Consider the following 26,854-nt stretch of genomic DNA (forward strand, 5'->3'; position numbering starts at 1 on the left):
TTTGCAGTGACCGCCCGAACCCGGCTTTGTCCACCAGTTGCAGAGGCCTGAAAATGAGCGACCTGATCGACACCACCGAGATGTACCTCAAGACTGTCTTCGAGATGGAGGAAGACGGTGTGCCACCCTTGCGGGCCCGCATAGTGGAGCGCCTCGGCCACTCGGGGCCCACCGTGTCACAGACGGTCTCGCGCATGGAGCGGGACGGGCTGTTGGTGGTACGCGAGGACCGGCACATCGTGCTGTCGGACGCGGGCCGGGAGATTGCCCGCGAAGTGATGGTCAAGCATCGGGTGGCCGAGCGGCTGCTGCTCGACGTCATCGGGCTCAGTTGGGAACAAGTCCACGCGGAGGCCTGCCGGTGGGAGCACGTGATGAGTGATGCGGTACAGGCCCGGCTGGCAACGCTACTGGGGGAACCGAGCGCCGACCCGTACGGCAATCCCATCCCCGGGCAGGGGGAGTCGAGGCAGGAGATCTCGCTGCCGGACGCCCTGGACGCCACCGGAGGTCAGGTGCGGGTGCGGATTGCCCGCATCGGAGAGCCGGTGCAGGCGGAGGAAGGCATGTTGGCCGAGCTGGCGGCGCTGGGGGTCCGGCCGGGGGCGGAGGTGACGATTGCCGACGCCAAGGGCGGGGTGGCGATCACCAGCCCGGCGGGGACGGTGGAGCTCAACACTCACCTGGCCCGGCACCTGTTTGCCGAGTCCTTGGACGGTTAGGCGCAGCAGCCGGGATACCGGGGGCGGGGCGCAAGTTGTGCCCCGCCGCGTGTCAGGTTGCGCCGGTTTGCTGTACTCCGCTGGGGCGGATGATCGGGGCCCCGGCGCGTGCCAAGGCGCCTCCTCCTACGGGAGGAGGCGCGGATCACTTTTGGTGGCGGTGGGGGCAGTGGTGGAGGCGGGTGTGGTGGGGCTCTCGTCGACCCTTGCCGGTTCTTGGGGTGATTTTGCTGATCGTTTACTAAAACGAAAAACGTTGCAATTTGGCGGAAAAAGCCGAGTTGCAAGCCGGTAGTTCCCAGGATTTTTTCAGCTAATGGGTTGATGTGGCCCATGTCACACAAAATGGTGTTACCTGAACGTGACAATCCTCCTCTGGGTCTACTAATGTCCCTCTCGAGCGCTAGACCACCGTCTAGGGCTACCGCCGGAAGGATGCCAAGTCCTGCCGACTTCCAGCGGCAAAACAACACAGGAAAACGATGGCAGGAGCGGGGGAACCGCATTGGTCCCGGGAAACCGAGACCTTGGGGTGAAGCACCGGAAACGGTGCCGGGCTATCTCCAGTCCGAATCCGACAGCTCACCCCGGCGGCATCCAGGAGAGGTACTGATTGTGACTGCGACTCAGAACAGCAAGGCCCGACACCGCGCGGCTTGCCGTCCGACCACCGTTTTCACGCCCCTTGTGCAGCAGGCCCAGCGCTCGAGTCGCGCTACGGTCGCGATGGCAGCCTCGGGTGGTCTGGCCCTCACCCTCATCGCCGTCCCGGCCCTGGCCAGCCAGGCTGACGGGCAGCCGGTCGATGTTTCCAACCTGACTCGTGACGCCCGCCGCGCGCTCGCGGTCAACCCGACCGTCACCGTGCCGGCCAGCGCTTCTTTCTCCCTCGACGCCCACGCCGTGACCGCCGCTGCTCCGGTAGTGGAAGAGGTGGCCCCGGTGGTGGAGGAGACCCCGGCGCCGGTCGAGGAGGAACAGGCCGCCAGCCGCGACGAGGTGCGCGAAGAGATTGTCGAGCAGAGCGCTCCCGAGGCCGCCCCGGCCGCCGAGGAGTCGATCTCGGTTCCCGAAACCGGTGGGGTCGGCACTCCTGGTGCGGTGCACATCGCTGAACGTTACCTAGGTAGCCCCTACGTGTGGGGCGCCTCGTCCCCGGATGTCGGCTTCGACTGCTCCGGCCTGACCACCTACGTCTACTCCCAGCTGGGCATCTACCTGCCGCGCACCTCCTACGAGCAGCGCATTGGCACCTGGGTGTCGGCCTCCGAGGCCCTGCCCGGTGACCTCGTCAACTGGGGTGGCCACGTCGGCATCTACGCCGGTAACGGCATGGTCATTCACGCGCCTACCGAAGGCGGCGTGGTCGAGTATGCGTCGATCTGGGGCGCTCCCGACTACTACCGACTCGGCTAGGTTTCCCGCACTAAGGGCGGCTGCAGCTATCGCTGCGGCCGCCCTTGTGTTTTTCGTGCACCGTTTTGGGAGAAACGTGCAGCCCCATGCGCACTAATTTGGCGTGGAGTGAGGCACAATTGAGGTGTTGTCTGAGCGCAAGGAGGCGAAAGGTGACTGCGAACGAGATCGTCGTGGGAGTCGACGGTTCCCGCGAGAGTGAAGATGCCCTGACCTGGGCGATCGATCAGGCCAAACGGCACGATTACACCCTGCGTCTTGTGTGCGCCTATTCCCTGCCGTCTTTTGCGGCCGCCTCCCTGGACGGAGGCTTTGCCATGATGGACGACTCCGCGATCGAATCCGGGGCGCGGGCGGTGGTGGCCAAGGCGATTGCCCAGGCCGAGGACAACGGTGTGAACGCGATTGCGGACCTGGAGACGGGGGATCCCGCCGGGGTGCTGGTGGAGCGCTCGAAAACCGCCCGGCTCGTGGTGGTCGGTACGCGCGGCGGCGGCGGGTTCGCGGACCGGCTCCTGGGGGCGGTCTCCTCGGCCGTGCCCGCCCATGCGCACTGCCCGGTCGTCGTCGTGCCCCGCCACGAGTCCGGCTCCGCCTTCACCCCCATTACCCGCATCGTGGTGGGGGTTGATGGCTCCCCGGCGGCCCGCAAGGCGTTGTCCTACGCGCTGGATGAGGCTATCGCTTGGGGGGCAGAGCTGACGGCTGTGGCGGCAGTACCCATGACCACCGGCATGGGGTCGCTAGCCTGGATCCCCGCCTCGGTGGATCGGGAGTCTGTGGTCGCCGACGCTCGCGCAGGGCTGGATGCCACTATCGATGCGGTGCTGCAGGGCCGCGAGTTCAACGTGCGGCGGCATGCCCTTGACGGTAACCCGGCCGCTCTGCTGGCCGAGTTCTCCACCGCGGTGGACTTGGTGGTGGTCGGTACCCGCGGCCGGGGCGGTTTCGCGGGACTCTTGCTCGGCTCGACTTCGCAGGCGGTTCTCAACCACACCACCTGTCCGGTGATGGTGGTACCGAGTGGTAAGCGGGAAGAAGAAGGCGAGTCGCTGCACGGACGGTGGGCCCGGCGGTAGGGCAGCGGCACTACGGGCGACAGGGTAGGCTTGGAGCGCTGCCCTCGTAGCTCAGTGGATAGAGCACCGCTCTCCTAAAGCGGGTGTCGGACGTTCGAATCGTCTCGGGGGCACCACTGGCGGCCCGGGCATAGTGCCCGGGCCGCCTATGGCTAATCGGCTGCCCACCCCAGGCTGCGCTCGACGGCCTTATCCCAGGCCCGCAGATGACGCTGTCGCACCTGACTGTCCATGTTGGGGCGCCAGCGGCGTGCCTCCCGCCAGCTAGCCGTGATCTCCGTCGGGTCATTCCACACCCCGACTGCCAGCCCGGCCGCGAAGGCGGCCCCCAGGGAGGTCGTTTCCACCACCTCGGGGCGCACCACGTCAACCCCGAGGATGTCGGCCTGGAACTGCATGAGAATGTTGTTGACGACCATGCCGCCGTCGACCCGCAGCTCGGTCAACTGCACCCCCGAATCTGCCTGCATGGCGGTCACTACCTCGCGTGTCTGGAACGCGGTGGCCTCCAGGGCGGCGCGCGCCAGATGCGCTCGGGTGGCGAAACGAGTCAGCCCGAGGATGGCACCGCGGGCATCGGCACGCCAGTGCGGCGCAAACAGGCCGGAAAAGGCGGGCACGATGTAGACCCCGCCGTTGTCCGGCACCGAGCCTGCCAGCTGCTCGATCTGTCCGGCGGAGGTGATAATGCCGAGTTCGTCCCGCAGCCACTGCACCAGGGAACCGGTGACCGCGATCGAGCCTTCCAGGCCGTAGGCAGCCGGTTGGGAGCCGAGCTGATAGGCCACCGTGGACAGCAGGCCGTGCTGGGAACGAATCACCTCCTCGCCGGTGTGCAGCAGGAGGAACGAACCGGTGCCGTAGGTGTTCTTGGCCTTGCCGGGGGTCAGGCAGCCCTGCCCAAAGGCGGCGGCCTGCTGATCGCCCAGTACCCCCGCGATGGGCACCCCCGCAATTAGGCTCGCCGCCTCGACGTGTCCTAGCAGCTGCGAGGACGGGCGAATGGCCGGCAACATGCGGCGAGGCACGCGCAGGGCCGCACACAGGTCGTCGCGCCAAGTGAGGGTGCGCAGGTCCATCAGGAGGGTACGGGACGCATTGGTGACATCCGTGATGTGGACCCCGCCGTCCGGGCCCCCGGTCAGGTTCCACACCAGCCACGAGTCGATTGTGCCCGCCAGCAGCTCGCCGCGCTCGGCCCGTGCCCGGGCCCCGGGAATCTGATCCAAAATCCACGCCCATTTGGGGCCCGAGAAATAGGTGGCGGGCGGCAGGCCACACACCGCGACAAAGTGTTCGGTTCCCTCCTGTTTTTCGAGAGAACGCACGATCTCGCTGGTGCGCGTATCTTGCCAGACGATGGCCGGATGAATTGGTTTTCCCGTGTCCCTTTCCCAGATGACTGCCGTTTCCCGTTGGTTAGTGATTCCCACCGCGGCAATGCTGGCGGCATCCACCTCCGCTAATGCCAAGGCTTGCCCCGCAACTTTCCGCACGTCGCGCCAGATGTCGAGGGCGTCGTGCTCCAGCCAGCCAGGACGCGGAGTGTGCTGTCGCAATTCGGTCTGCCCGAAGGAGATGACCTCGCCTGCGGAGTTGAAGACCACGGCGCGCGAGGAGGTGGTGCCCTGATCGATGGCGAGCACGTAACGACGTTGTGACATGGGGGCAGCGTAGTGCCTGCCGGGGGCCGACGAGGGACTATCGCGGGGCGCAGCGCGTGTCACTTTCCCTCCCCCGCCGTGCCCTACCCCAGGTTGGCGAAAAAGTAACTTAAAGTGGCGCCGTGGCCTCCTTTTTCTCGCGACCGTTCCGGAGCACCCCCACCCCCGCGCCTGAGCCGGAGGTGGAGGTGGAAGTGGTGGAGAGCTATCTGCCAGAGTTCGCTGACGCGATTGCCGGTCTTATCGAAGCCTGGGAAACGGAGCTGCAGGCGGGCCTGGACGTCAATCAATCCGAGGTCGTGCTGCACCTCGAAGGCGCAAACCCGAACGCGCACGCCCAACTGTTTGCGGGGCGGCCCACCCGCCTGTCTAATCTGTTGCGCGAGGCGAGTGCGCTCGCTGAGGCGCAGCGGGTGGTGCGCACTATCCGCCGAGTCATTGCACGGGCCCGCGCCAATAACGCGATCGCGCCGCTGCACCTGGCCATCGGTACGGCCCGCTGGCAAAGTGAGGCAGGCGGTGAATCGGCGCCGTTGTTGCTGTGCCCGGTGAAGCTGACCGGGGCCACCGATGACACCGTGGCTTTCACCATGGAATCCAGCGTCATGATGTCTCCGGCTTTCGTGCGGGCGTTGCGGCAGCGGGGAGTGCAGGTGGATGCCACCTCGCTGGTCAACCGGTCTTTGACGCCGCGGGGTTTCTCGCCGCAGGCGGCGTTGGACTATCTGCACGATATCGGTCGCAACACCCTGACTGGTTACACCAAGCAAGACACGTTGACGTTAGGGCTGATCGTGCGGCCGGGGGAGGACATCCTGGCTGCATTTCAGGCTGCGCGGCCGGAGCTGGAGAGCTCGGTGCTGGTGGCGGCCCTGGCGGGCGATGTCGGGGCGCGGGACACGTTGACCGTCACACTGCCGCCGTCCGTGGCGCATGACCGCGACCCGGGCACGGAGCGGGGTGCGGGCGACCTCGATCCAGACCAACTCGACATTATTGACGCGGTGGCCGCCGGGCACTGTTTGACGATTGATGCGCCGCCGGGTGCCGACGTGGCGGGTACGGTGGCGGCACTGCTGGCCGACGCGGCCGGTTCGGGCCGTTCCTGCCTGTTCCTGCCCGGGTCCCGCCGCACCGCCAACGCGTTGGCGGACACTATCTCCGCGTTGGGGCTGCGGGACATCTTCGCGGACTTGACCCGGGAGGATTGGTGGCAGACCGGGCTGGCGGATTCCTTGCGGGCCGCCCTGGCCCGCCCGGAGGTGCCAGTCGACGACGAGGGCATCTCGGCGCTGCGCCAGCGGCTGGTGCAGGTGCGGCAGGAGCTGGCCCGCTACACCGATGCGCTGCACCGGCAGCGCAGCGAGTATCAGGTATCGGTGTATGAGGTGTTGCAGGCTTTGGGGGTGCTGACCACTAAGCGGCCGTTGCCGCGCACCAAGGTGCGGTTTTCCCCGCAGGTGTTGCAGCAGCTGAGCGGCCCGGGCCGCCAGCAGGCCCTCGACGTGCTGCAGCGGGCGGCCGACAACGGTGCCCTGGCGGTGCGGGCGGGTACCACCCCGTGGTATGGGGCGAAGTTGGAGAGCGCCGATCACGCCGCGCGTGCTATCGCGGCCGCCAATCGCCTGGCGGGTGGGGCGTTGAAGATGATGCGGGAGGATGCTGCTGACGTCGCCCAGGACACCGGTCTGCACGTGGCGGAGACGGTGGGGCAGTGGTTGGAGCAGTTGACGATGCTGGACGGGGTACGAGACTCCCTGGATGTCTTCGTGCCGGTGATCTTTGAGAAGTCTGCCGCTGACATGGTTATCGCCACCCACAGCAAGGAGTGGCGACGCGAGCACTCGATCGCGATGAAGGGATCGCAGCGGCGGCGCCTGGTCAAGCACGCGCGTGACCTGGTGCGTCCGGGGCGCACGGTGGAGGACCTAAACGCCGAGCTGATCAAGGTGCAGGAGAGGCGGGAAATTTGGCGGCGCTACGCCGAGGGCGACGGCTGGCCGAAGCTGCCGTCCGGTTTGGCAGAGTTGCACACCGAAGCGGCCGGCGTGAAGGCTGACCTGGAAACATTGCAGGGGGTGGTCAGCCCTGACGGGGTCAGCCTGTTCGATATTGAGATGGGGCGCCTGGAGAAGCACATGCTGGCCCTGGCTGATCCGACCTTCACGAAGGACCTGGCGAGCCAGACCGAGATCGAACGGGAGATGGAGGAGCTGGGTCTCAGTCCGCTGCTGACTGACCTGCGTGAGCGGGCGGTGGAACCAGAGCTTGTGCAGGCAGAGTTCGACCTGGCTTGGTGGGCGTCGGTGTTGTCGGTGTTGCTTATCGGCGACGCCGATCTGCTGGGGCTGGACGGCGAGGCGCTGGTGGGGCGCATGCGCGCCCTGCGACATCTTGATAAGGAGCACGTCCAGACCTTGCCCGGGCCACTGCTGCGGGCGGTCGTGCATCGACTGAACTTGGAGATCGAGCAGGACGCCGAGGCGGCCAATCAGCTGTACCGGGCCTTGGCCCCGGAGCACGCGGGGCAGGTCGCCCAGGTGCTGGCCACGTTCCCGTTGGCGCGGCGGCTGTTGCCCATGTGGTCTGTGCCTGCCCTGCTTACCCCGCAGGTGGTGCCGGACGACGCTGACATCGAGCTGTTGATCGTGGAGGGCTCGGTGCCGATGGCCCACGCCATTGCGTTGGCGGCCCGGGCCGCCCAGGTGGTGGTCATCGGTGACGCGCGGCGGCCGGGCGGGTTCGGGGCGGCGGTCAGCGGTTTGCTCCCGCAGCTGGTGCTGCCCACCGATCGCGGTGATCGGGATAGTGAGATCGCGACGCTGTTGGCCAGCCACGGCTACGGTGAGGTCATCCAACCGGTACCTGCGCCGCAGCGGCGCTCCCGCATCCAGGTGGTGCGGTTGGACGGGCGGGGCCTGCCGAGCCCGGGGGCGGAGACGGTGGAGAGCGTCGAGGTGGAAGTGCAGGCGGTGGTCGATAAGGTCATCGAGCACGCCTTGGCTACCCCCGAACAGTCGCTGGCGGTGGTGGCCCTCAACGCTTCGCATGCCGAGCGGGTCTCGGCCGCGCTGCAGCAGGCGGCCGGTGGTTCGGCGGCGCTGGCGGCTTTCCTGAACGCGGAAACTACGGAGCATTTCGTGGTGAGCGCGGTCGACGATTTCACGGGCTTGCGCCGGGATCACGTCATCATCACGGTGGGTTTCGCCAAGACGCCGCACGGCCGGGTGCTGCATCGGTTTGGGACGCTGGCCGAGCCGGATGGTGCCGCCGGCCTCGTCGACGCCCTGGATGCGGTGCGCGAACGGCTGACCGTTGTGACGTGCATCGGCGCGGAGGAGCTGTCAGCTGCTCGGTTGTATCAGCCGGGCCCGCGCCTCTTGCGGGACCTGTTGGCGATGGCCGAGCAGACGCCAGAGCCACTGTCGGTCCCGGCCATTGTCACCCCGACGGCTTCTGCGGCAGCAGACGAGGTAGCGGGCCAAGAGGAGGGGGCGGGCCAGGAAGAAGCCCTGCGGCCGGATCGCTTGTTGGTGGATCTCGCCGAACGGCTTTTCCGCCTAGGGTTGACGGTGGAGCCAAACTACGGGACGGAGGGCGGTATCCGGATCCCGTTAGCCATCGGTCACCCGCAGGTGCCAGACCAGTACATCGTGGCGGTGCTCACCGACGATGCCGCCTACGTGGCTGAACCGAGCCAGCGGCGCCGGGACCGGCACTGGGTTGAGCGCTTGGAGTCGCGCGGTTGGGTCGTACATACCGCATCCGCGGCGGCTGTTTTCCTCAACCCGGGCGCGCAAGCGGAGCGCATCAAGGAGCTCGTGCTGGAGTCGCTGCGGGCCCGCCGGGCGGAGGAAGACAGGCGGCGGATCCCCGCCAGCTCAGTGGCCCTGCCCCACATCTCCCACGCGGGGCCGGTGGCGCTGCCGACCACCCAGCCGGAAACCGAGGATGCCACCGCCCAGCAGCGGGCGGACACCGAGACCCCCGCCGAGGATGAGGCAGCGGAGGAACCGGCGATCCAGCCGGAGGCTGACTCCCCGGTGCCCGCCCCGCTCCCGCGCGGCCCACGCCCACCCACAGCGCAGGGACTACCGCTGGCGGCCTACGGCGATGACCAGCTTGACGAGTTGCTGGTGTGGATCAAATCCGATGGGGTGGAGCGGAGCGAGGACGAGTTGTTGGACGAGTTGCGCGAGGCGCTGGCCCTGCGGCGGCGCGGGGCGCAGGTCGATGCGGTGCTTCGGCACGTGGTGCGGCGGGCGGCCAACTGATGGTTGGGTCGCGGCCCCGCCGAGCTCGACAGCAGGCGCCCACCGAGCTGGGGGGCGGGGCGGTCGTGCGGGTGCCGGCCGAGCAGGGCCAACCACTACCCGGCCGAGTGATCGCTGGCAGTGCGCAACGTGCCCGGTTTGCGGCCGAGCTGGCCGCGGCGGAAGCGGACGAGCAGCGCGTTCCGGCCGTCGACGAAGCAGTCGGGGAAGCGGGGGAGAACCTGCGCGAAGTGCTGCGGCTGCGTGCCGAGCGGTGGGCCCGCGAGGAGGAGCTGCTTCGCGACGTGCCGCCGCACTGGGGGAAGTAGCGCGGTGGGCACCCTCCACGCCGACGGCGGCGGGGGCAGGAACGCGCTGGTCGGCCCGCTGCGAAGCCGCGCGTGCTGTGCGGAGTCCAAGCTGCACTTGCTGCGCGTATAGACAAAAAGCTTGTGGGGGTGGGTGCTTCCGCACCCACCCCCACAAGGGGCTGCACTGGATTAGCGGCGGGAGAGCAGGTCGCGGATCTCCTCCAGCAGGACGACCTCGTCGGCCTTGGCTGGCGGGGCTTCCTCGCCAGCCGTGCGCTTGGCACGGGCCGCAGCCTTGTTCATCGGCATGACGATGCAGAAGTACAGGGCCCCGGCCACCAGCAGGAACTGGACCACAGCGGTGAGGATAGCGCCCGGCATGACCACGGCATCCCCCAGGCTGAACTTGCCGAGGGAATCGAAGTTCGGCTGACCGAAGATGCCGCCGATCAACGGGTTGAAGACCTTCTCGACCAGCGCGTTGACGATGTTGTTGAACGCGGCACCGATGATGACACCGACGGCCAACTCAATGACGTTGCCGCGCATGATGAACTCTTTGAAGCCCTTCAGCATTGGCTTCCTCCTTGTTTCTGGGGGTTAATCACTTCCCAGGAGGAGGACAGCCAGGCGGCCCTCGCCCCTGTGCGTTGAGATGATGGTAGCGGTGTTTGGTGTTGTTGACACCACAACCGCCCGGCGTGGCTCGCCGACCAATAGCCCTGTGTCGGGCGTCTCAAAGCGTGCCACAACTACGGCATCGTCCGCAACGACCTGGCCGGTGGCGCTTTCGCTAAACGGATCGGGAGCCACCGCGACCCGGAGCCGAGCTCCCACCTGCGTCAGCTCCCACAGGGCCGTGTCCGTTATCGGCAGTGGGGTGAGCACGTCGCCCGCGCGGGCCGGGGCGAGGGCGGACGTGGGGGTCAGCAGCGAATCGTGCAGGAGGGTGTTCTCCGGCAAATCGACGCGCAGGCGGCGGCCCGTGGCCTGCGTGGGGGCGGTGAAGGCCTCGGCAGGGACGAGGCCGCTGGTGTGGCGCACCGAAACGTCGGCGGGGGTCAGGAGCGTGCCTGCGGAAAGCGGGCGGGTAGTCACCACAATGGCAGTGGTGGCGGGCCGGAGGCTGGCCCAGCCCCACCACGCGGCCAGGGCCACGAACAGTAAGCCGACGATGCGAGGTAGTTTCGACAACATGCCGCGCACGTTAGCGACGCCGCTGGGGCAGCCACCGCGCCAGCGGGCGGGGTGTGGACGACCCGCCGGGCCGCCCACCCCTGGGGAAACTAGTTGGCGAGCGGCACCAGGCGCGTGGGGGTGAGAATGTCGTGGATCGGCACGTCGTGTCCCTCCACCGGGATCACCCCCGCCGGGTAGACCTCGTCGTCGAAGACGGCGGCCAGCACCCGGGCCGAGGGGGAGCGGTGGGCCAGCACCCGGTCATACCAGCCGCCCCCCTGCCCGAGGCGTCGACCATCGGCCCCCACCGCCAACGCCGGCACCACGATGACCTCGCAGCGGCTGATCTCCTCTGCCGCCAGTACCGGTCCTGACGGTTCCGGAGGACGGCCCGGGCTCCGGATTTCCAGGTCCGCCCCGCCCTGATAACGCCCCCAGGTGCGGCTCAAACGTGGGCCCAACACCGGTACCAGCACCTCCACGCCACGCTCGCGCAGCGCCTCCAGCGCCAAGCGAGTGTCGGGCTCGTGCTCGACAGACACGTACAGGCACACGCAGCTGGCCTGCGCACACACCTGGCCTATCTGCTCCGCTAAGGCAGCGGCCTGGGCGGCCTGCTCCTTGCGGGGACGGGTCGCTCGCCGCGCCCGGATGGTCTTGCGGAGCGCTTGTTTAGAGTCATCAATGTCGAGGCCAAGGGAAGCAAAAGGAAGGGCAACGCCGGTCATGCCCCCAAGTTAAGCAGTCTCTAACCGAATGGGGGTCCAATCCGCGCCGTATCTTAAGTACGCTTTCAGTATGACTAGCCAGGACAACCCGGGCGGCCGGGTAAAACACGCAGTAATTCCCGTCGCTGGGCGCGGCACCCGCTTCCTTCCCGCCACCCGCGCGGTCCCCAAAGAGATGCTGCCGGTGGTAGATCGGCCCGCCATCGAGTACGTCGTGCGCGAGGCCGGGCGCGTGGGCATCGACGACGCCATCTTCATCACCGGGCGCGGTAAGCAAGCCATTGAGGACCACTTCGACACCACCGGCAACACGGCGGGGCTTGACCCCGCTGGCCTGCCCCGCCTGCACTCGGTACGGCAAGGAGACCCCCTCGGCCTCGGCCACGCCGTGCTACAGGCCCGCCACCACGTCGGCAACGCCCCCTTCGCGGTGCTGCTCGGGGACGACCTCATGGACGAAAACGAAGTCATCCTGGCAGAGATGTTGCGGGTGCGCGAAGCCCTGGGCGGCTCGGTGCTGTGCCTCATGCCGGTCAGCCGGGAGGAAATCTCCATGTACGGCTCGGCGGCCGTCACCGAAGTTGCTTCCCCGGCAGGCCTGGAGCCAGGCCGGGTCATGCAGGTGACCAAGCTGGTGGAAAAACCCCCGGCGGAGCAGGCCCCCTCGCTGTTGGCCAGCGTCGGCCGCTTCGTCCTCGACCCCGCCGTTTTTGACATCCTGGAAACCCTCGAGCCGGGCCACGGCGGCGAGATCCAGCTCACCGACGCCATCGCCAAACTCATCGACGTGCCCGCCGACCAAGGCGGAGGCGTACACGGGGTGATCTTCACCGGTCTGCGCTACGACACCGGGGACAAACTCGGCTACCTCAAAGCCTGCGTCCGCCTCGCCGCTCGCCGCGACGACCTCGGCCCCGCCTTCTCGGCGTGGCTGCGGGACTTTGTCGCCGAGGGGGAGGGGTGAAAACGGTCGGTGAGCATATCGAAGCCAGCCTGCAGGCGGTCGGGCCGCAACCGCCCCTGGAGGTAGGCCTGCCCGACGCCGTCGGCTGCATCCTCGCCGAAGACGTCCTCGCCCCCTTCGATCTGCCGTTCACCGACGTCGCCGCCCTCGACGGATACGCCGTACACGCCGCAGACCTCCAGGACCCGGGACCGGATGGGACCGTGGAGCTGAAGGTGCTGTGCACCGTGCTCGCCGGGTCTGCCGAACACGTGCGCCTCGTGTGGGGAGCAGCCGTCGCCATCGCCTCCGGCGCGCCCCTGCCCAAGGGGGCCGACACCGTCATCCCCGTGGAAGACACCGACCGGGGAGTCGTCAGCGTCCAAATCCGCAGCCGGGCGCGCGTTGGCGACAACATCAAGTCGCGGGCGGCCGACGTACGGGCCGGCAGCGTCGTCCTGGCCCGCGGCGAGCGGGTCGGGGCGCGGCAGGTGGCACTCCTGGCGGGGGTGGGCCGAGTGCGGGTTGCCGTGCACCCGCGGCCCCGCGTCGTCATCGTGTCCATCGGTGACGAGCTGGTGGAACCCGGCGGCAAGGCGGTGCCCGGCAAAGTCTTCGACGCCAACGTCCACGCCCTGGCCACCGCTGCACAAGACGCCGGGGCCACTACCTTCCGCGTCTCGGCCGTGCCAGACGAACGCGGCTCGCTGATGGACCTGCTGCGCGATCAACTGGTGCGCGCCGACCTGGTCATCACCACCGGCGGGCTGTCCTACGGAGAAGGCGACACCGTCAAGGACGTGCTCGCCCCGCTTGGAACCGTCCGCTTCGACAACGTCGCCATCAGCCCCGGACGGCAACTCGGCGTTGGCACCCTCGGCGACGGGGTGGCACTCTTCGCCCTGCCCGGGGACCCAGTGGCCGCCCAAGTGGCTTTCGAGGTGTTCGTGCGGCCCGCCCTGCGCAAAATGGCCGGGCGGCAGGAGCTATTTCGGCGCTCGGTGCAGGCCACCGTCGCGCGCGGTTGGACCTCCCCCGCTGGGCGCGTGGAGTTCGCCCGGGTGGCTCTCACCGGCGACCCCGCGCACGGCTACACCGCCGAACTGCAAGGCGAACCGCAGGCACTGCTGCTGTCGGCCCTGGCACGTTCGAACGCCTTCGCCGTCGTGCCCGAGGCCATCACCCAGGTGCGGGCGGGGGACATACTCCACTGTCTGGTGCTGGAGGACGACTAGATGGAGGTACGCCGCGCTCGCGGCTGGCCCGGCTACGGGCCCCTGGACTGGCCGATCGAGCTGCTGGCTTTCGACGTGGCCCGGCGCGGCCTTGTCGTCGGGCCCGCCGACGTGCTGTGCCTGCGGCCCCCGGCCCGGCGGGATGGTCCGGCCTTCGAACGCTTGCGGGCCACCAACGGCCAGTGGTTGGGGCGGTGGGAGGCGACCCTGCCGCCGGAGTCGGTCGACGAGCGGCCGCCGAAGTCCTACAAGGAGTTGCGGCGCAGCTTTCTACGTTTGGCGCGCAACAGCTACGCCCTGCCCTTCCTCATCGACCTGGACGGGGCGGTGGTGGGGCAGTTGACCTGTTCTCCGATCCAACACGGGGCGCTGCAAAACGGGGTCCTCGGGTATTGGCTGGCACGGGAGCACGCCGGGCGGGGCATCATGCCGACGGCAGTGGCCATGTGCGTGGACTACATTTTCGGACACACCAATCTGCATCGGATAGAGATAAACATTCGGCCCGAGAATGCCCCCAGCCTGCGAGTGGTCGACAAACTGGGGCTGCGCTGCGAGGGCACCCGGCAGCGGTACATGTATATAGACGGCGGGTGGCGCGATCACCTGTCCTTCGCGGTAACCCGCGAGGAATGGCCCGCAGGTGGCCTGCTGCGCCAGTTAGCGCGGCGCGGGCGCCAGCGGTGATTGGAACAGACCGGACACCGGACCGGTGAAGTCCGTTATTTATTCGTGACACGCCGCAGGCGAGGTTGTAATCTTCCGGGCCCGCGGATTAACTTGCAAGAGTGGAACCGCAGTCACTTGCTTTCGTGGTCTTAGCGATCCTCGTAGCGGTGTACGTGCTGCCGGCACTGCTGCGAGGCCACGATGTGCGCGCGAATATGCGGGGAGCTGACCGCTACTCCAGCCGCTTGCGGCTACTGAAGACTGATGAACCGCGTGGGACGCGCATCGCGGACGCCGCGAACGCGCGCCGTCCCCGCCTGCTGCCGGAAGGGAGTCGGCCCGTGATGTCACGTTCCACCATCACGGCCAAGCGCCGTACGGAAGCCAAGCAGGCCCTCGCCGAAGTGTTGCAGCACCGACAGGTCCGCGTGCGGGCCGTGAACACCGCCGCCTCCCGGTACCGGCTGTTGCTGTTCACGGCGGTGGTTACTTTCGGCAGTCTCGTTTACGTGGTGGCCCGCACCGGGGTGAGTGCCTGGACGCTCCTGCTCCCCGTGGCCGGTGCGGCCCTCGTCATGTGGGGCAACTTGAAGTTGCGTGCCGACTGGCGGGCCGAGGATACCCAGCTGCGGGCCGAAATCGCCGAGCACCGGCAAGTGGCTGGCATCCCCCCGGGGGTGACGGTACGGGTGCCGCACCGCAGCGAGCGCGAGACGGTGGTTGCCGCCAACCCCGGGCCTGGCCCGCGGGAGGGGGCAGCGAGGGCTGTGCCAACCCCGGCGGCGGGGACACGGATTGTCGCGCCCCCGACCCCGGCGGCCGGGGTGCGGGCCGCGGCGATGCCGACCCCGGCGGCCGGGGTGCGGGCCGTGGGCGGCAAGCAGGCACCTGCCGGCGGGCCGCGGCGCCCCCCGGTCCCTGCCGGGACTTGGCGCCCGCTATCCGAGGCAGCAGAGCTAACGGAGACCCAGGGCACCCCGGCGGCGGGGGACATCGCTGGCGAGCAACCCTCGGTCGACCAGCGTGCAGCGGAGCCGCGCGACAGCAAGCGGGCGGCGGGAAGTTCCGCCCGTCGGTGGTGGCGGCGCGCCGCGGCGGCCGACGAGCAGGCCTCCATCGTTCGGACCCCGGCGGCGGAACGGTCGTTTAGTCGCCAGGTGCCGCACGTCGAGCGGCCCGGCAGTGCGACTAACGGGACGCCGGTGGTCGGGATCGCGGTCGGTGGTCCGACGCCAACCCCCGCGGTCGGCCTGACCGTGGGCACGCCAGTGGGCGGAATCTCTATTGGCACGCCCGCAGCCGGGATGGCATTGGGGACCCCCGTCGCGGGGATCCCGGTAGGCGGGGCCACACCGACGCCCGCCGCCGGTCTGACCGCGGGCGGGGCCACACCGACGCCCGCCGCCGGTCTCACGGTCGGTACGCCAGTGGCCGGGGTGCCTCTGGGGACGCCCGCCGCTGGCATGCCGGTGGCTGGGGCTGCGGCAACCCCCGCTGGTGGGGTCGCCGCGGTGGAGGGCGACGACAAGTCCTGGACTCCGCGGCCGGTGCCGCCGCCGCTGTACACGCTGCAGCCCGTCGTGCACCCCCGCACCGCCAGCCCTTACGAGGAGCCGACGTCGGTGGCGCAGGCCCCTGCGACGCCCGCCCGCGGCAACCAACCGCTGGAAATCTCGGCGCACGAGTTGGCCGAGGTCGAGCGGGCCTTGACCGGCCACTCGCAGCTGGAGGAGGCCACCCGGCGCTCCGTGGAGGACATCCTGGAGCGGCGCCGCGACTCGGCCTGAACAGACACGTGGCGGGGGTCCGAGCGGTGTGCTCGGGCCCCCGCTGTTTGTTTTGTGGGCGGGGTGGGGCGGTAGGCGAGTGCCGGGGCCGGGAGGCGACGCAGGCGGGTGTGACTAGTGCCGCGTTGGGCGCATTGGCGTGAGGTCCGGGAGAGCTGCTATGCTGTGTGGGCACTTGGGGCTATGGCGCAGTTGGTAGCGCGTCTCGTTCGCAATGAGAAGGTCGGGGGTTCGAATCCCCCTAGCTCCACCAATACCTATTGTGACAAGGCCGAGGCCGCTGATGCGGTCTCGGCATTGTCGCGTCTGGGCGGGCGGGGACCGAGGCGGGTGGCAGGGGCACTGGTTTTCATGCGCGGGCCGCCATCGTCGTGTTGTCGGAGCAGAACGTCGCCATGGTGAAGTGGTTGTCCTCGCCGGGGGTCTCCAATTCGTCGATGACGGCAATAGCGAAGTCCGCAGCACTGATCCGAGAAGTTCCGTGCTCGTCCACGAGTAGTGTCTGCGCGCCTCGTTTGTACTGTCCCGTGCGAGGTCCCTGTTCAAAGATCGCTGGTGGGCTGACGTACGTCCACAGGTCATACGGGTACTTCTGACAAGCGGCGAACTGGTCCAAGCTCGCCTGCGCGATGGTGCGCCAAGCTGCAGGAATGTAGGCGGGGTCGTCGAAGACTCGGTGGCCTGGCACAGTGGGGGACCACAGGGGTGCCGCCCCGCCCACCACGATCACGCGAACATCGTGGAGCCGGGCGGTATCAAGCACGTTCTGAGTCAGGGCAGGCAGAGTGCTCTCTTTGCCCGGCGCGGGGCGGACAGCGACAACGGCCGCGTCGGTGTCACTCAGAGCTGCGGCTACTGAGGCAGTGTCTGCGACGTCGACGGCTCGGTATTCGACGCGGGGTGCTCCGTCCTCGCGCGGGTGGCGGGACACGGCGAGGACCCGGTGCCCGCGTCGTGCGGCTTCTTCGGTGATGGCCGAACCTGCCATGCCAGTTGCTCCGAATATTACGATCTTCATGTGTTGTCCTTTCGTCGATTGGGTGGGGGAAGTTGCCCCGACACCAGTGCGGCAAGCGCCGTAGCGAAGCCGAGAACCTGGACCTTGGTGAGCGTTTCACCCGCGATGAGTGCCCCCAATGCCGCAGCGGTCAGGGGCGAGAGCAGTCCGAGCAAGGCGGTCGGCGTGACGGGTAGATGACGGATACCCGCGAACCAGATCGTGTACGTCAGCAGCGCCCCAACGAGCCCAAGCCACGCGTATCCGGCGAGCGCGGCGGCGTCGATGTCGGCTGGGATGCCATCGATCACCAGCGCGGGCAGCAGCAAGATCAGCCCGGCTCCGGTGAGTTGCCATCCAGCCAGTCCGACGGCGCTCACGTGCACTGGACGTCCCCACTTCTTGGTGAGTACGACGCCGGTCCCCATCGATACAGCACCCATGAGACCGGCCATTACCCCGAGCGGATCCAGCGCGGCCTCCGGACCGAGGACCACAAGGCCCACTCCCGTCATGCCGACCACGCCCCACAGCAGCCGCCAACCAGAAAGCCGCTCGTGCAGGAGCACGACGGCGAGGAGCGCAATCACGATCGGCTGCACGGCACCCAAGGTGGCAGCGACTCCACCGGGCAGACGCTGAGCTGCCACGAACAACAAGGGAAAGAACGCCCCCATGTTCAGTCCGCCGAGCATCATGCTCTTCCACCACCAGTCGTCGCGGGGGAGCTGGCGGGCAATCGCCAGGGCGATCAGCCCGGCCGGCAGGGTGCGCATCAGGGCGGCAAACAATTGATGCCCCGGTGGGAGCAAGTGGGTGGTGACAATATAGGTCGTTCCCCAGACCGTCGGCGCAAGCGCCGTCGCAGCGATCCAACCAGTAGGCGCTGCAGGGTTTGGCACGCTGTCCGTATCAAGTGTTGTCGCGGTGGTCATGTGTTCCATCCTCACTCCAGCGAAACCATGAGTCCAACACATGCTTGTCATTCCTGGCATGCACATGGATCATGAATAGATGGAGTTGCAGCAGATGCGTTATGCCGTGGCAGTCGCAGAGGAGCGGAATTTCACCCGAGCAGCTGAGCGATGCTTCGTGGTCCAGTCGGCGCTCAGCCACCAGATCAAGGCACTTGAAAGGGAAATCGGGATCCAGCTCTTCGCGCGCACGTCACGCCGTGTGGAACTGACCCCGGCGGGTGAGGCCTTCGTGCGGGCGGCACGGCAAAGCTTGGTTGCTGCCGAACGTGCCGTCACCGACGCTGCCGCCGCAACTGGCCAGATCCAAGGCGCACTGAACATCGGAGTGATTCCCACCGTTACGGCCGTCGACGTACCGCACCTGCTCGCGGCCTTTCACTCTAAACACCCTGCGGTTCGCATCGCGCTACGCACCGGAGGTAGTGAGAAGTTCTTGAGCGATATTCGCGCCGGTCAGCTCGACGTCGCCTTCCTTGGGCTGGCCGAATGTACACCTCCGCAACGGGTAGCCACTCAGGAGCTTTCGCGAGAAGCCCTGGTCGCGGTATTGCCAGCGGCACACCCACTGGCGTCGAGCACACGCGTGACGCTGGAGGACCTTGCGAATGAACGCTTCGTCGACTTTCCCAGCGGAACTGCTGGCCGGGCACAGACCGACCTTGCCTTCAGTGCCGTCGGCTTGCAACGCGAGGTAGCGTTCGAAGCGATGAGTATCGACCTCATCCTCGGGCTAATCCGCAACGGAATGGCAGCCGGTCTCCTGTCCGCCCACGTTGTCCCCGCAGACCACACGCTGGCGGCAATCACCGTGAAGGATGCCCCGAGGCGAGTGGAATACCTTGCCTGGAACGACTTCAACCCCAGTCCCGCCACCACTGCGTTCCTTGATGCCGTCGCCCTCCACCTATCAGCGCGCGCCGAGCATTGCGCAGTCCATGACTTTGAGTCGCCAACCTGACATCTACCTGCGCAACCACTGTGGATGGTGCGGTTGTACGGGTCGACGTGACAGGTTTGATCCCGACGTCGTTTCTGCACTTCGATTCCCGCGCAGGGGCTCCGCGCCTTCGGCGTGACATGGGAGGCGCTGAAGTTGGGACGGGACCAGAACCGGCTGGTCGCCGAGCAGTTGGACAGCGGAACTGACCGTCGAGTGGCGCACCTGAGACAGTCAGCAGCTCGGAGTGGATGCCACCGCGCAGGAGCGTCAAGCCTTCACGGCCATGGTTGTCTACGTTGCTGAACAGGCTTTCTTGCATCTGACCCCATTCGAGCTAGCGGTTAGCCCGGTGAAGTTCCGTTGCCTCGGCAGGACTAGTGTGTTCGGACCGAAACACTCGGCCATCTTCTCCTCCCAGCCCCTTCTGGCTGCCGAAGATCTCCTCCTGCAGCGGGCCCGGGCCACCACCGGCCCAAGTGCCGACCTGGCCACCGTCGAAACGGTCACGAGCAAGCTTTACGCCGAGGGGCGGATGCCCGGTCTTGACTAGTCAGCAACCTTGGTGTCGATCGCGGTGTCTAGCCGGACTGTTGGTGTGTGGGTGAGGGCGACGAGGGCTGGGAAAAGAACGGCAATGAATTCGCTGCGCCGGGCGTGGGAGACCTCGCATGGTGCCGGGTGAGTGGTGGGGTTGGTCCCGTCGGCGGTGGCGGCGCAGGTGCTGGCCGACGATCTGGGGATCGTCATAGAGAACACGGCGACGTGGTGGACCACCCACCAACACACCGGCGCCACCTTCCAGGCCGGGCAGCTGGTCATCATCGACGAAGCCTCCCTCGCCGACGCCCTCTCCCTAGACCGCATCACGCAGGCTGCACAGGAGGCAGGGGCGAAGGTGCTGCTGGTGGGTGACTACGCGCAGCTCCAGTCCGGCGATGCCGACAGTGCGTTCAGCCTGTTGATCCACGACCGTGACGATGCCCCCGAGCTGGTCGCTGTCCATCGCTTCACCCTCGCTGGGAGAAGACCGCGTCCTTGGAGTTGCGGCACGGCCGCACCCCGATCATCGACACCTACCTGGCACACGATCGCATCCACGATGGTGACGCCGAGGCCATGACCGATGCCGCCTACACCGCCTGGCGCCACGACCGACAGTCGGGTTTGGCGTCGGTGCTGATCACCGAAACCCGCGAGAACATCACCGCCCTCAACGTCCACGCCCGCGCCGACCCCATCCTGGACGGCACGTTGAAGCCTGGCCCCGAAATCACCCTGTCCGACGGATCGGCAGCGAGCGTGGGGGACACGATCATCGCCCGCCGCAACGATCGGCGGCTGCGGAACTGGCACGGCTGGGTCTGCAACGGCCAAACCTGGACTATCACCGCAGTTCGGGACGATGGGTCGGTCACGATCCGCCCACCCGGTAGCCGGTTCGGCAACAGCATCGTCTTGTCCGCCGATTATGTGGCTGAGCACGTCGACCTCGGCTACGCTGTCACTGCCCACCGCGTCCAAGGCATCACCACCGACACCGCCCACGTTCTGGTTGAACTCACGACAACGCGGGAGAACATGTGCATGGCGATGACACGTGGGTGGGAGTCGAACCGTGCCTACGTCGTCCTTGACCAGCCGGATGATCATGCCACGGCGTATCCGGGCGACAATCCCGACGCCACCGCCCGTACGGTCCTATACGGCATGCTGCAGCATTCGGGTGCTGAGTTGTCGGTGTGCGAGACTACCACCGCCGAGCAGGACCGGTGGGGCTTGATCGCCCAACTTACCGCCGAATATGGGACCATCGCCGCCGCCCAACACGATCGCTGGGCAAACCTCATCACCACCAGCGGCCTCACCATCGACCAAGCGCTAGCCGTCATCGACTCAGACGCTTTCGGCGCCCTGGCGGCAGAACTGCGCCGGGCCGAAGCCAACCACCACAGCGGTGTCACCCTCCTGCCACGCCTCATTCGGGCTCGTGGGTTTGCCGACGCCGACGACATCGCCTCCGTCATCCACCACCGCTTGGCGAACGCCACCGCTCGACCCGCCGGCTCCGGCCGCACACGACGGACGCCGCGTCTCATCGCTGGGCTGATTCCCGAAGCCGGCGGCCCCATGACCCCCGACATGCAACGGGCCCTGACCGAGCGTCGCCACCTCATCGAAACCCGAGCAGAAGCCGTCCTCGACACCGCCCTCCACACCCACGAGCTATGGGTTACAGCACTCGGTCCGATCCCCGCCAGCGGGCGGGAGCGGCAGCAGTGGCGTCGCCGCGCCCTGGTTGTGGCCGCCTACCGTGACCGGTACCAGATCACCGACTCGGCCCCGCTCGGCGCCCAGCCCGAAGGCACAGCGCAGAGGATCGACCGCGCCCGCGCAGAAACCGCGCTCCGAACGCTGACCCGCCCGACCTTCCACGACGAGCGCCGGCGGCCCGCCAATCAGGCGACGCAGCACCTCGACCTGTAATCACGCGGCATTTGAAGTGGGGGTCTCCCAGCAGCCAAGGCGGCGACCGTGCGTGAACGTCGAGGCTGGACAGCACGGCTTGGGATTGCTTGCGGCGGGCTCGTCAGATGGCCAGGGCCGGGCCGCCCAACGCGGCGACTGCGCTTCTCAACCGCACCTACGCCGTCACTCCAGTTCTTCCCAGAGGCCAGTCGCAGACTGCCTCGTCGGCGGCTAGCGTTTGTATCCGGCAGAAATATCCTTGAGTCATGACGACAGATCGTGCGGCGAGTTCCTACTCCACGGGTGGTGGAGGCGTCGTCCTGGAGCACCGCTACGCTGCGACGCTCCTCGCGCGATTGCTCGTCGGAGCCCCTTGCGCAGAGATCGGCGACAACATCGAACTGATCAAGGTACGCCTTCAGGCGAGTGACATCAGCGCCGTTGACGACATCGTCCTCGAGGGTAAAGCGCCCGACGGGGCGCTCCATCGAGCCTCTATCGGAGTTCGTCGTGATCCAGCCCTCAACTCCAGCGACACAGCCTCAGTTCCTCTCATTCGCGCCTTCTTGGCGGTTGTCACGGAGCACTGGGACGAAGTGTCAGCTGGGCGATGGTCGCTGGTGCTGGCGGTGGCCGGGTCGAGACAGGCGTTCGGGCAGGTAGCGGCGCTCTCGGTGATTGCCCGGTCGGTTTCCAACGCCGACGACTTCGACGCCGCCGTGAATCGCACCGGAGCCGCCAACGCTGGTACACGGCAACGCCTGGCGCACCTGAAGGAGCTGGTTGTCGCCGCCGCAGCCGAGGGCATCGACCTAGCCGACCTCGGCGCGGACGAGCTCGTTTGGAGACTGCTGTCGAGCCTGTCCGTTCGCACCTTGAGGCTTGAAGGAACCGACACATCTGACCGATCGTCTGCTGTCGCAGTCCTCCAGGGGGCCGTCCTTAATGGAACGTCGGCAACGGCGGAGGCCGTACTGCACCGGCTTGCTGAACTCGTCGACGAGTACGCCCCGTCTGGCGCGCAGGTGACGGGTGCGATGTTGCGCCGCCGCCTTACTACCTATCCGCTGAAGCAGTTCGGGCCTCACCAACGCGCCTGGGCGATCGTCGAACGACTCGATGGTCTCCTACGCCAGCAGACCCGTTCGACCATTTCTGCTGGGACCGAGTCGGTTCATCTTCAGCGCGACGAAGCTGTCGAAGCGCTCCGGCGGTCGATGGAGGCCTGTGCCGATGCAGGCGGGCTGCTCATAGTGACGGGCGAGCCAGACGTCGGCAAGTCTGCGCTCTCGGTCGCAGTCGGGGACTTGCTGCGCGCCAACGGAGCGTTCGTCGCGGGTATGAGCCTCCGAGACGTTCGCGGCAGTGTCCTTGAGTTCGAGGGTCAACTCGGCGGAGTGGCTCTGGCCGACCTTTTCGGCGGCGCGCCGACCGCCACGGCGCGGCTGCTCGTGGTCGACGGGTGCGAAGCAGTCTTGGAGGGCCACGAGTCGCTCTTCACGGAGCTGGCTGCGTCCGCAATGAAACAATCCATCGGCGTCGTGGCAGTGACGCGGTCCGACGGGGCGAAGTTCGTGGAGGCTGTATTGCAGCGGGTGGCCGATACGGTGGATCCCCTCCAGAAGGTGCAGACCCATGTGGTCCAGGAACTCACCCAGGCAGAACGCGCGCTCCTCGCCGAACGCATCCCCGGGCTAACCCGAGTCAACGAAAACGCCAAATCCAACTGGTTGCTTGGGCGCCCGGGGCTGGTCGACGCCTTACTGCGTTCCGGCCGGCCCATCGAGCCCGATCGTCTCCTCTGCGAGGCGGACGTCTACGTCGCCGTTTGGAACGGCCTCGTGCTCCGCGATGGGACGCATAGACCGGGTACTGCGCCGCCCGAGGAGCGCGAAGACGCAACCCTCACGGTCGCTCGGCGGCGTCTCGGCGCGCAGGAGGCAAATCCTACTTCCGCCGCCGTCAGGGAGCTGCGTTCCGACGGGGTCTTCCGTGCCGACGTAAACCCTGCCCTCTCTCAAGGGCCTGACTTCTCGACAGACCTGTACCGCGACTTCGCGTTATGCAGACTCTTCCTGAAAGTCGGATGGACGCCACTCACCGAGAACGCGGCTCCCCGCTGGACGATTCGGGCAGCGAGGTTGGCGTGCGAAGCGCGCCTGGCGAACCTAGGTGATCGAACACGCCGTCAAGTCTGGGATGAGCTGGCCGAGGAGTTCAACGCCATAGCCGCTGGCGAAGGGATCCGATGGAGAGAGGTCCCCGTCGAAGCCCTCCTAACCGTCGGCGATGCACGCCAAGCGATCGGGGAGCTCTGGGACGTACTCCAACGAGGAGAGGATCTCGACGCGCTGTTGCGCCTCGCGGCTTCGCGATACGGAGGCGTGTTCGGTGACCGGTTCGCATTGGCTCCCATTGTTGAGGTTGCCTTCTGTGAAGGTAGAGACCTCGGGCGGCCGCAGGCTGGCACGCGCGACACTCAGCACAAACGTGTCCAGGAACTGGTACTCGCGTGGTTGCGCGGCATGGCTCACGCCGGCACAGGTCCTGACCCTCTCCGTCAGCGAGTGCGTGAAACGATCCTCGGACAGGACCGGCCCCTGTATGACGAGTTCGCAATCCAAGCTCTAGCCGCACTGGGTGAAGATCTCAACGATGCCGCTGCCTCGTGGCTGCGCACAGTCGCGCGCGAGCGGCCGAATTCACTTCACGAGATCCCCGAGTCACCGTCCTCGGCGCTCGCTTTGGCGTCAATCGACCCCGACCTCCTCCTTGAACTCACCGAGGCCTACTACATCGAGCAGCCCCAACCAGAAGACACTGAACTCGGGTGGGCCGGTCTGAAGGGCCGCAGCCATCTCGACGACGGGATCCGCGACTTCGGACATGGCAACAAATTCGGGTTCGGGCCGCCTAGTGCCGCCTGGTACTTCGGGCCCTTCTTCAGGCTGCTGAACCTAAGGCCGCTCAAGACCATCGCGTTCATAAACCGGATGCTCAACCAGGCGGCTTTCTATCGCGTCACAGACGAGACTCAGACTCTGACCGCCGGCGTTGACTGGAGCAGCTATCCGGGCGCGTCGCTGCATCTGACTGCCAAGAGCGGGCAGCGGCATTACGTCGGAGACTCCCACGTGTGGAGTTGGTACCGCGGCACCAGTGTCGGTCCCTACTCGTGCATGAGCGCCCTCCTTGCGCTCGAACGCTTCATCGACCACTTGCACAGCGAAGCTGAGATCCCGTTGGCCACCATCGTCGATCTCCTCCTGGAGGACTGCCACAATCTCGCGATTCCCGGGCTGCTCCACGGGTTCTTGACCCGACACCTCGACGAGGTGGGAGACCTCCTCGACCCGTTTCTCGCCGACGTGACCGTCTGGCACTTGGAGATTGGGCGCGTTACGACTGAAGGGGCGTACACCGTGCGAGACCGTGACGCCGACATGCTGGTAGGCCAAGACAAGCGCAGATACTCGCCTCACGAAACTGTCGGCTGGATGGTCGTCAACGCACGCGCGGCCGGCAACCAGGCACGTCTCGACCAACTTCGCGCAGTCGGCTCAAGACTACTGGAGTCGGCTCAACGGAATGTTGACGCCGAACAAACAGTGGCATCGGAACCAGACCCTGCCGAGGCAGCTCTGACGAGAGAAGGACCGGAGCAGTACCTGGCAATGATCGGCAGCTGGGCTGCGGAGTTCAGCGCCGAGAACTACGAGGCATCGGTCGTCGACGGCGGCGTCGTCGTTCAGTTCGGGCGTCCGGCAGAACTCGAAGCTGCACTAGCGCCAAGCAACGCCGAGATCAAGGCTACGCAGGCGTTCTTGCGGCTGCAGGTCGCATACGCGTTGAAGAACGAGACACCTGAGGCATGGCCGGTTGACTCGATCACTGCGGACATTGCCGAGGCGAGACGTCTCATGGATGAGAGCTCGTCCGCGATGCTTAACCGGCACGAAAACCCCGTCGTGGCGGTCGCGGCCGCAGGCCTGCGCGCGCACGCTCTGGGCCTCGCGACACTAGAACTGACCGAGTTGGACTGGGCGGTCGACATAGTTCTCACTGCAGCTGAAGAGCCATGGATAGATAGTTTCAGCTCCTCCTCCAGTCTCTTCTCCATGGGAGCCGACCGTGCCGCGGCCATCGCGGTGCCGCTTCTACTCCTGCCGGTCTTCGAGCACCTGGACGTGGACGCCGGTCGCCTTCAACGAGCCTTAGTCTCGTTGGCGACAAGCGTCTACGACGAGGTTCGCACCGCCTTCGCGAAAGGGACAGCGCCTGTCTGGGCAGCAGACTGCGCCACCAGCGAGGGGACGGTTTGCACGAGACACGAGCCGCTATGGGAGGCCATCCAGGCCTGCGTTTCGACCGTTCGCCTAGGGCCGTGGGAGTACGAAACGCAACGCCGACAACCTATCCCACTTGAGGGTCCCTTTGAGCAGACACTACTGACAGTCCCCGGCGACGAACTCTTGGTCAACCGTCTCCGCATGCCAGTGGTCTGCAACCACGCCGCGCTTTCGTCCCAATGCACGGCTGCACGCGCGGAACTCCTCGCTAACCCGCTTTGGGACGCTCACCTGCGAGCCCTTGATCACGCCTGGCGCGGGAACTACGACCACCTGGGCGAACGCCATCACGAGCTCATCGCACGCCTGTTCATCCAGCTTGCAACCGAAGGAGACAGGGAAGCGCTGAACGCGCACCTCCGCCTTTTCGCGTCGAACGCACACGCCCTTCATCTGTTGCTTCACAGCTTCGCAACCGCGTTCAGCTACGACGACGAACTGCGCCCCCTGCTCGCCGAGTTCTGGCCGCCATTAATGGCGACGGTTCTCGACGAGATCGACTCAGACACGAGCCTGATCGACGACTCCACCTCGTGGCACGACTACGCGATCTCCGCACTACTTCCTGTACCGCAGATCAAGCCGGAAGACCTTGACCCCGATGCAACGCTGAACAACTGCAGAGCTTCTTGGGCACCGCCCGACGCCTTCGAAGGGGTGGTCGATCGATGGCTGGCCATTGGGAAGGGCGAGCCGAAGTGCGCCGAGGCCGTGGCGCAGTTCGCCCGGACGGCCCCGACCAGTTGGCAGGCAACAACCGGACTCGTCTGGTTGGAGAGCGTGCTTCACGGAAGGTTCGGCGCGTTCGCAAACCGCATATGGTTCGTGACCAACTGGCTAGAGGAGCTACGCGCCTCCGCAGCTGTGGTGGGCCCGCCGCTCGCCCGCTACCGCCGTATCGTGGACGGACTCGCCGCGGCTGGCGATTCGGCGTCGGTAGTGCTCCAACAGCTTGAAGAGAGTTAGTCGCTTATCCGGTGGCGGCGCCTCATCCCGACTGAAAAGGCCGTGGGAGCTGAGCCATCCCGCTGCGCGTCAATGATGGCCTTGCTGGGCCTTCGAGCCTGTTCCACGGCAGTGCGTGTGGCGCATTGTGACGTCAGCGATGATCAAGTGTTTGCGGACTGTCCCCGCCGTGT

20 protein-coding genes, 2 tRNA genes and 1 riboswitch are annotated in these 26,854 nt (G+C 66.9%); of the genes, 16 read left to right on the forward strand and 6 right to left on the reverse strand.

From position 1 onward, the window contains the following. Nucleotides 1-53: 53 nt before the first annotated feature. The 4 genes from BSZ40_RS07780 to BSZ40_RS07795 all read left to right on the forward strand — a co-directional run bounded on the left by BSZ40_RS07780 (nt 54) and on the right by BSZ40_RS07795 (nt 3,333). A complete protein-coding gene (locus BSZ40_RS07780) occupies nt 54-722 on the forward strand; it encodes a metal-dependent transcriptional regulator (protein ID WP_073824929.1) in 669 nt (222 codons plus the stop codon). Nucleotides 723-1,202: 480 nt separating this feature from the next. Continuing rightward, nucleotides 1,203-1,333: riboswitch (cyclic di-AMP (ydaO/yuaA leader) on the forward strand. Nucleotides 1,334-1,448: 115 nt separating this feature from the next. After that, nucleotides 1,449-2,138, forward strand: coding sequence for a C40 family peptidase (locus BSZ40_RS11910; protein ID WP_124851269.1), 690 nt, complete (start codon nt 1,449-1,451; stop codon nt 2,136-2,138). Nucleotides 2,139-2,290: 152 nt separating this feature from the next. Continuing rightward, the gene (locus tag BSZ40_RS07790; RefSeq protein WP_073824936.1) at nt 2,291-3,217 is read left to right on the forward strand and encodes a universal stress protein; all 927 of its coding nucleotides are present in this window, start codon (nt 2,291-2,293) and stop codon (nt 3,215-3,217) included. A 40-nt stretch (nt 3,218-3,257) separates the two neighbouring features. Beyond that, a tRNA-Arg gene (locus tag BSZ40_RS07795) sits at nt 3,258-3,333 on the forward strand. A gap of 36 nt (nt 3,334-3,369) precedes the next feature. Here BSZ40_RS07795 and glpK read toward each other — a convergent pair. Continuing rightward, complete coding sequence (glpK, locus tag BSZ40_RS07800; RefSeq protein ID WP_073824940.1) at nt 3,370-4,881, reverse strand: glycerol kinase GlpK; 1,512 nt, start codon at nt 4,879-4,881, stop codon at nt 3,370-3,372. A 122-nt stretch (nt 4,882-5,003) separates the two neighbouring features. On the opposite strand from glpK, the gene BSZ40_RS07805 reads away from it, so the two are divergent. Together BSZ40_RS07805 and BSZ40_RS07810 are read left to right on the forward strand one after the other, a co-directional pair. Beyond that, nucleotides 5,004-9,155: a hypothetical protein gene (locus tag BSZ40_RS07805; RefSeq protein ID WP_073824944.1), complete on the forward strand. Its 4,152-nt coding sequence runs from the start codon at nt 5,004-5,006 to the stop codon at nt 9,153-9,155. After that, a complete protein-coding gene (locus BSZ40_RS07810) occupies nt 9,155-9,463 on the forward strand; it encodes a hypothetical protein (protein ID WP_073824947.1) in 309 nt (102 codons plus the stop codon). The genes BSZ40_RS07805 and BSZ40_RS07810 overlap by 1 nt, the downstream gene beginning before the upstream one ends. Before the next feature lie 171 nt (nt 9,464-9,634). On the opposite strand, the gene mscL is transcribed toward BSZ40_RS07810, so the two are convergent. The 3 genes from mscL to BSZ40_RS07825 form a co-directional block, all read right to left on the reverse strand. Then, complete coding sequence (mscL, locus tag BSZ40_RS07815) at nt 9,635-10,021, reverse strand: large conductance mechanosensitive channel protein MscL (protein ID WP_073824951.1); 387 nt, start codon at nt 10,019-10,021, stop codon at nt 9,635-9,637. A gap of 24 nt (nt 10,022-10,045) precedes the next feature. Further along, nucleotides 10,046-10,642 (reverse strand): SAF domain-containing protein, encoded by a 597-nt coding sequence (locus BSZ40_RS07820; protein ID WP_073824955.1) that lies wholly within the window; start codon nt 10,640-10,642, stop codon nt 10,046-10,048. Nucleotides 10,643-10,731: 89 nt separating this feature from the next. Further along, nucleotides 10,732-11,352, reverse strand: coding sequence for a 5-formyltetrahydrofolate cyclo-ligase (locus BSZ40_RS07825; RefSeq protein ID WP_073824958.1), 621 nt, complete (start codon nt 11,350-11,352; stop codon nt 10,732-10,734). Nucleotides 11,353-11,422: 70 nt separating this feature from the next. Between BSZ40_RS07825 and BSZ40_RS07830 the strand changes: the two genes are divergently transcribed. From BSZ40_RS07830 to BSZ40_RS07850, 5 genes are all read left to right on the forward strand, one after another. After that, nucleotides 11,423-12,316: a UTP--glucose-1-phosphate uridylyltransferase gene (locus BSZ40_RS07830; RefSeq protein ID WP_073825011.1), complete on the forward strand. Its 894-nt coding sequence runs from the start codon at nt 11,423-11,425 to the stop codon at nt 12,314-12,316. After that, a complete protein-coding gene (locus BSZ40_RS07835) occupies nt 12,313-13,530 on the forward strand; it encodes a molybdopterin molybdotransferase MoeA (protein WP_073824961.1) in 1,218 nt (405 codons plus the stop codon). Before BSZ40_RS07830 ends, BSZ40_RS07835 begins: the two co-directional genes overlap by 4 nt. Continuing rightward, nucleotides 13,531-14,217, forward strand: a complete 687-nt coding sequence (locus BSZ40_RS07840; protein ID WP_084542723.1) for a GNAT family N-acetyltransferase — start codon at nt 13,531-13,533, stop codon at nt 14,215-14,217. A gap of 101 nt (nt 14,218-14,318) precedes the next feature. Then, a complete protein-coding gene (locus tag BSZ40_RS07845; RefSeq protein WP_073824962.1) occupies nt 14,319-15,986 on the forward strand; it encodes a hypothetical protein in 1,668 nt (555 codons plus the stop codon). Between the two features lie 177 nt (nt 15,987-16,163). Continuing rightward, nucleotides 16,164-16,239 (forward strand) — tRNA-Ala (locus tag BSZ40_RS07850). Between the two features lie 96 nt (nt 16,240-16,335). On the opposite strand, the gene BSZ40_RS07855 is transcribed toward BSZ40_RS07850, so the two are convergent. Both BSZ40_RS07855 and BSZ40_RS07860 read right to left on the reverse strand, forming a co-directional pair. Continuing rightward, on the reverse strand, nt 16,336-17,004 hold the full coding sequence (locus tag BSZ40_RS07855; RefSeq protein WP_073824965.1) for an NAD(P)-dependent oxidoreductase: 669 nt from the start codon (nt 17,002-17,004) through the stop codon (nt 16,336-16,338). Further along, nucleotides 17,001-17,927 (reverse strand): EamA family transporter, encoded by a 927-nt coding sequence (locus BSZ40_RS07860; protein ID WP_169832938.1) that lies wholly within the window; start codon nt 17,925-17,927, stop codon nt 17,001-17,003. The genes BSZ40_RS07855 and BSZ40_RS07860 overlap by 4 nt, the downstream gene beginning before the upstream one ends. A gap of 70 nt (nt 17,928-17,997) precedes the next feature. Here BSZ40_RS07860 and BSZ40_RS07865 point away from each other — a divergent pair, with 70 nt between their 5' ends. The 5 genes from BSZ40_RS07865 to BSZ40_RS07880 all read left to right on the forward strand — a co-directional run bounded on the left by BSZ40_RS07865 (nt 17,998) and on the right by BSZ40_RS07880 (nt 26,681). Further along, the gene (locus BSZ40_RS07865) at nt 17,998-18,918 is read left to right on the forward strand and encodes a LysR substrate-binding domain-containing protein (RefSeq protein WP_073824969.1); all 921 of its coding nucleotides are present in this window, start codon (nt 17,998-18,000) and stop codon (nt 18,916-18,918) included. 226 nt (nt 18,919-19,144) lie between these two features. After that, complete coding sequence (locus BSZ40_RS11330; RefSeq protein ID WP_084542725.1) at nt 19,145-19,450, forward strand: hypothetical protein; 306 nt, start codon at nt 19,145-19,147, stop codon at nt 19,448-19,450. Between the two features lie 132 nt (nt 19,451-19,582). Then, a complete protein-coding gene (locus BSZ40_RS12080; RefSeq protein ID WP_222842758.1) occupies nt 19,583-20,020 on the forward strand; it encodes an AAA family ATPase in 438 nt (145 codons plus the stop codon). After that, nucleotides 19,936-21,384, forward strand: a complete 1,449-nt coding sequence (locus tag BSZ40_RS11335) for a TrwC relaxase (protein WP_222842759.1) — start codon at nt 19,936-19,938, stop codon at nt 21,382-21,384. Before BSZ40_RS12080 ends, BSZ40_RS11335 begins: the two co-directional genes overlap by 85 nt. A gap of 248 nt (nt 21,385-21,632) precedes the next feature. Then, nucleotides 21,633-26,681 carry an ATP-binding protein gene (locus BSZ40_RS07880; protein ID WP_073824974.1) on the forward strand — a complete coding sequence of 1,683 codons (5,049 nt, stop codon included), beginning with the start codon at nt 21,633-21,635 and terminating at the stop codon, nt 26,679-26,681. Nucleotides 26,682-26,854 lie beyond the last annotated feature (173 nt).

Source organism: Buchananella hordeovulneris (assembly GCF_001907235.1).
In the GTDB taxonomy this organism is placed as follows: Bacteria; Actinomycetota; Actinomycetes; order Actinomycetales; family Actinomycetaceae; genus Buchananella; species Buchananella hordeovulneris.

What these genes read in the sequence shown, in the direction of transcription:
- BSZ40_RS07860 (WP_169832938.1), bottom strand. Translation starts at nt 17,927, where the DNA reads ATGGAACACATGACCACCGCGACAACACTTGATACGGACAGCGTGCCA.
- BSZ40_RS07780 (WP_073824929.1), top strand. Translation starts at nt 54, where the DNA reads ATGAGCGACCTGATCGACACCACCGAGATGTACCTCAAGACTGTCTTC.
- BSZ40_RS07880 (WP_073824974.1), top strand. Translation starts at nt 21,633, where the DNA reads ATGACGACAGATCGTGCGGCGAGTTCCTACTCCACGGGTGGTGGAGGC.
- BSZ40_RS07855 (WP_073824965.1), bottom strand. Translation starts at nt 17,004, where the DNA reads ATGAAGATCGTAATATTCGGAGCAACTGGCATGGCAGGTTCGGCCATC.
- BSZ40_RS07820 (WP_073824955.1), bottom strand. Translation starts at nt 10,642, where the DNA reads ATGTTGTCGAAACTACCTCGCATCGTCGGCTTACTGTTCGTGGCCCTG.
- BSZ40_RS07865 (WP_073824969.1), top strand. Translation starts at nt 17,998, where the DNA reads ATGGAGTTGCAGCAGATGCGTTATGCCGTGGCAGTCGCAGAGGAGCGG.
- mscL (WP_073824951.1), bottom strand. Translation starts at nt 10,021, where the DNA reads ATGCTGAAGGGCTTCAAAGAGTTCATCATGCGCGGCAACGTCATTGAG.
- BSZ40_RS07840 (WP_084542723.1), top strand. Translation starts at nt 13,531, where the DNA reads ATGGAGGTACGCCGCGCTCGCGGCTGGCCCGGCTACGGGCCCCTGGAC.
- BSZ40_RS07830 (WP_073825011.1), top strand. Translation starts at nt 11,423, where the DNA reads ATGACTAGCCAGGACAACCCGGGCGGCCGGGTAAAACACGCAGTAATT.
- BSZ40_RS07810 (WP_073824947.1), top strand. Translation starts at nt 9,155, where the DNA reads ATGGTTGGGTCGCGGCCCCGCCGAGCTCGACAGCAGGCGCCCACCGAG.
- BSZ40_RS07825 (WP_073824958.1), bottom strand. Translation starts at nt 11,352, where the DNA reads ATGACCGGCGTTGCCCTTCCTTTTGCTTCCCTTGGCCTCGACATTGAT.
- glpK (WP_073824940.1), bottom strand. Translation starts at nt 4,881, where the DNA reads ATGTCACAACGTCGTTACGTGCTCGCCATCGATCAGGGCACCACCTCC.
- BSZ40_RS11910 (WP_124851269.1), top strand. Translation starts at nt 1,449, where the DNA reads ATGGCAGCCTCGGGTGGTCTGGCCCTCACCCTCATCGCCGTCCCGGCC.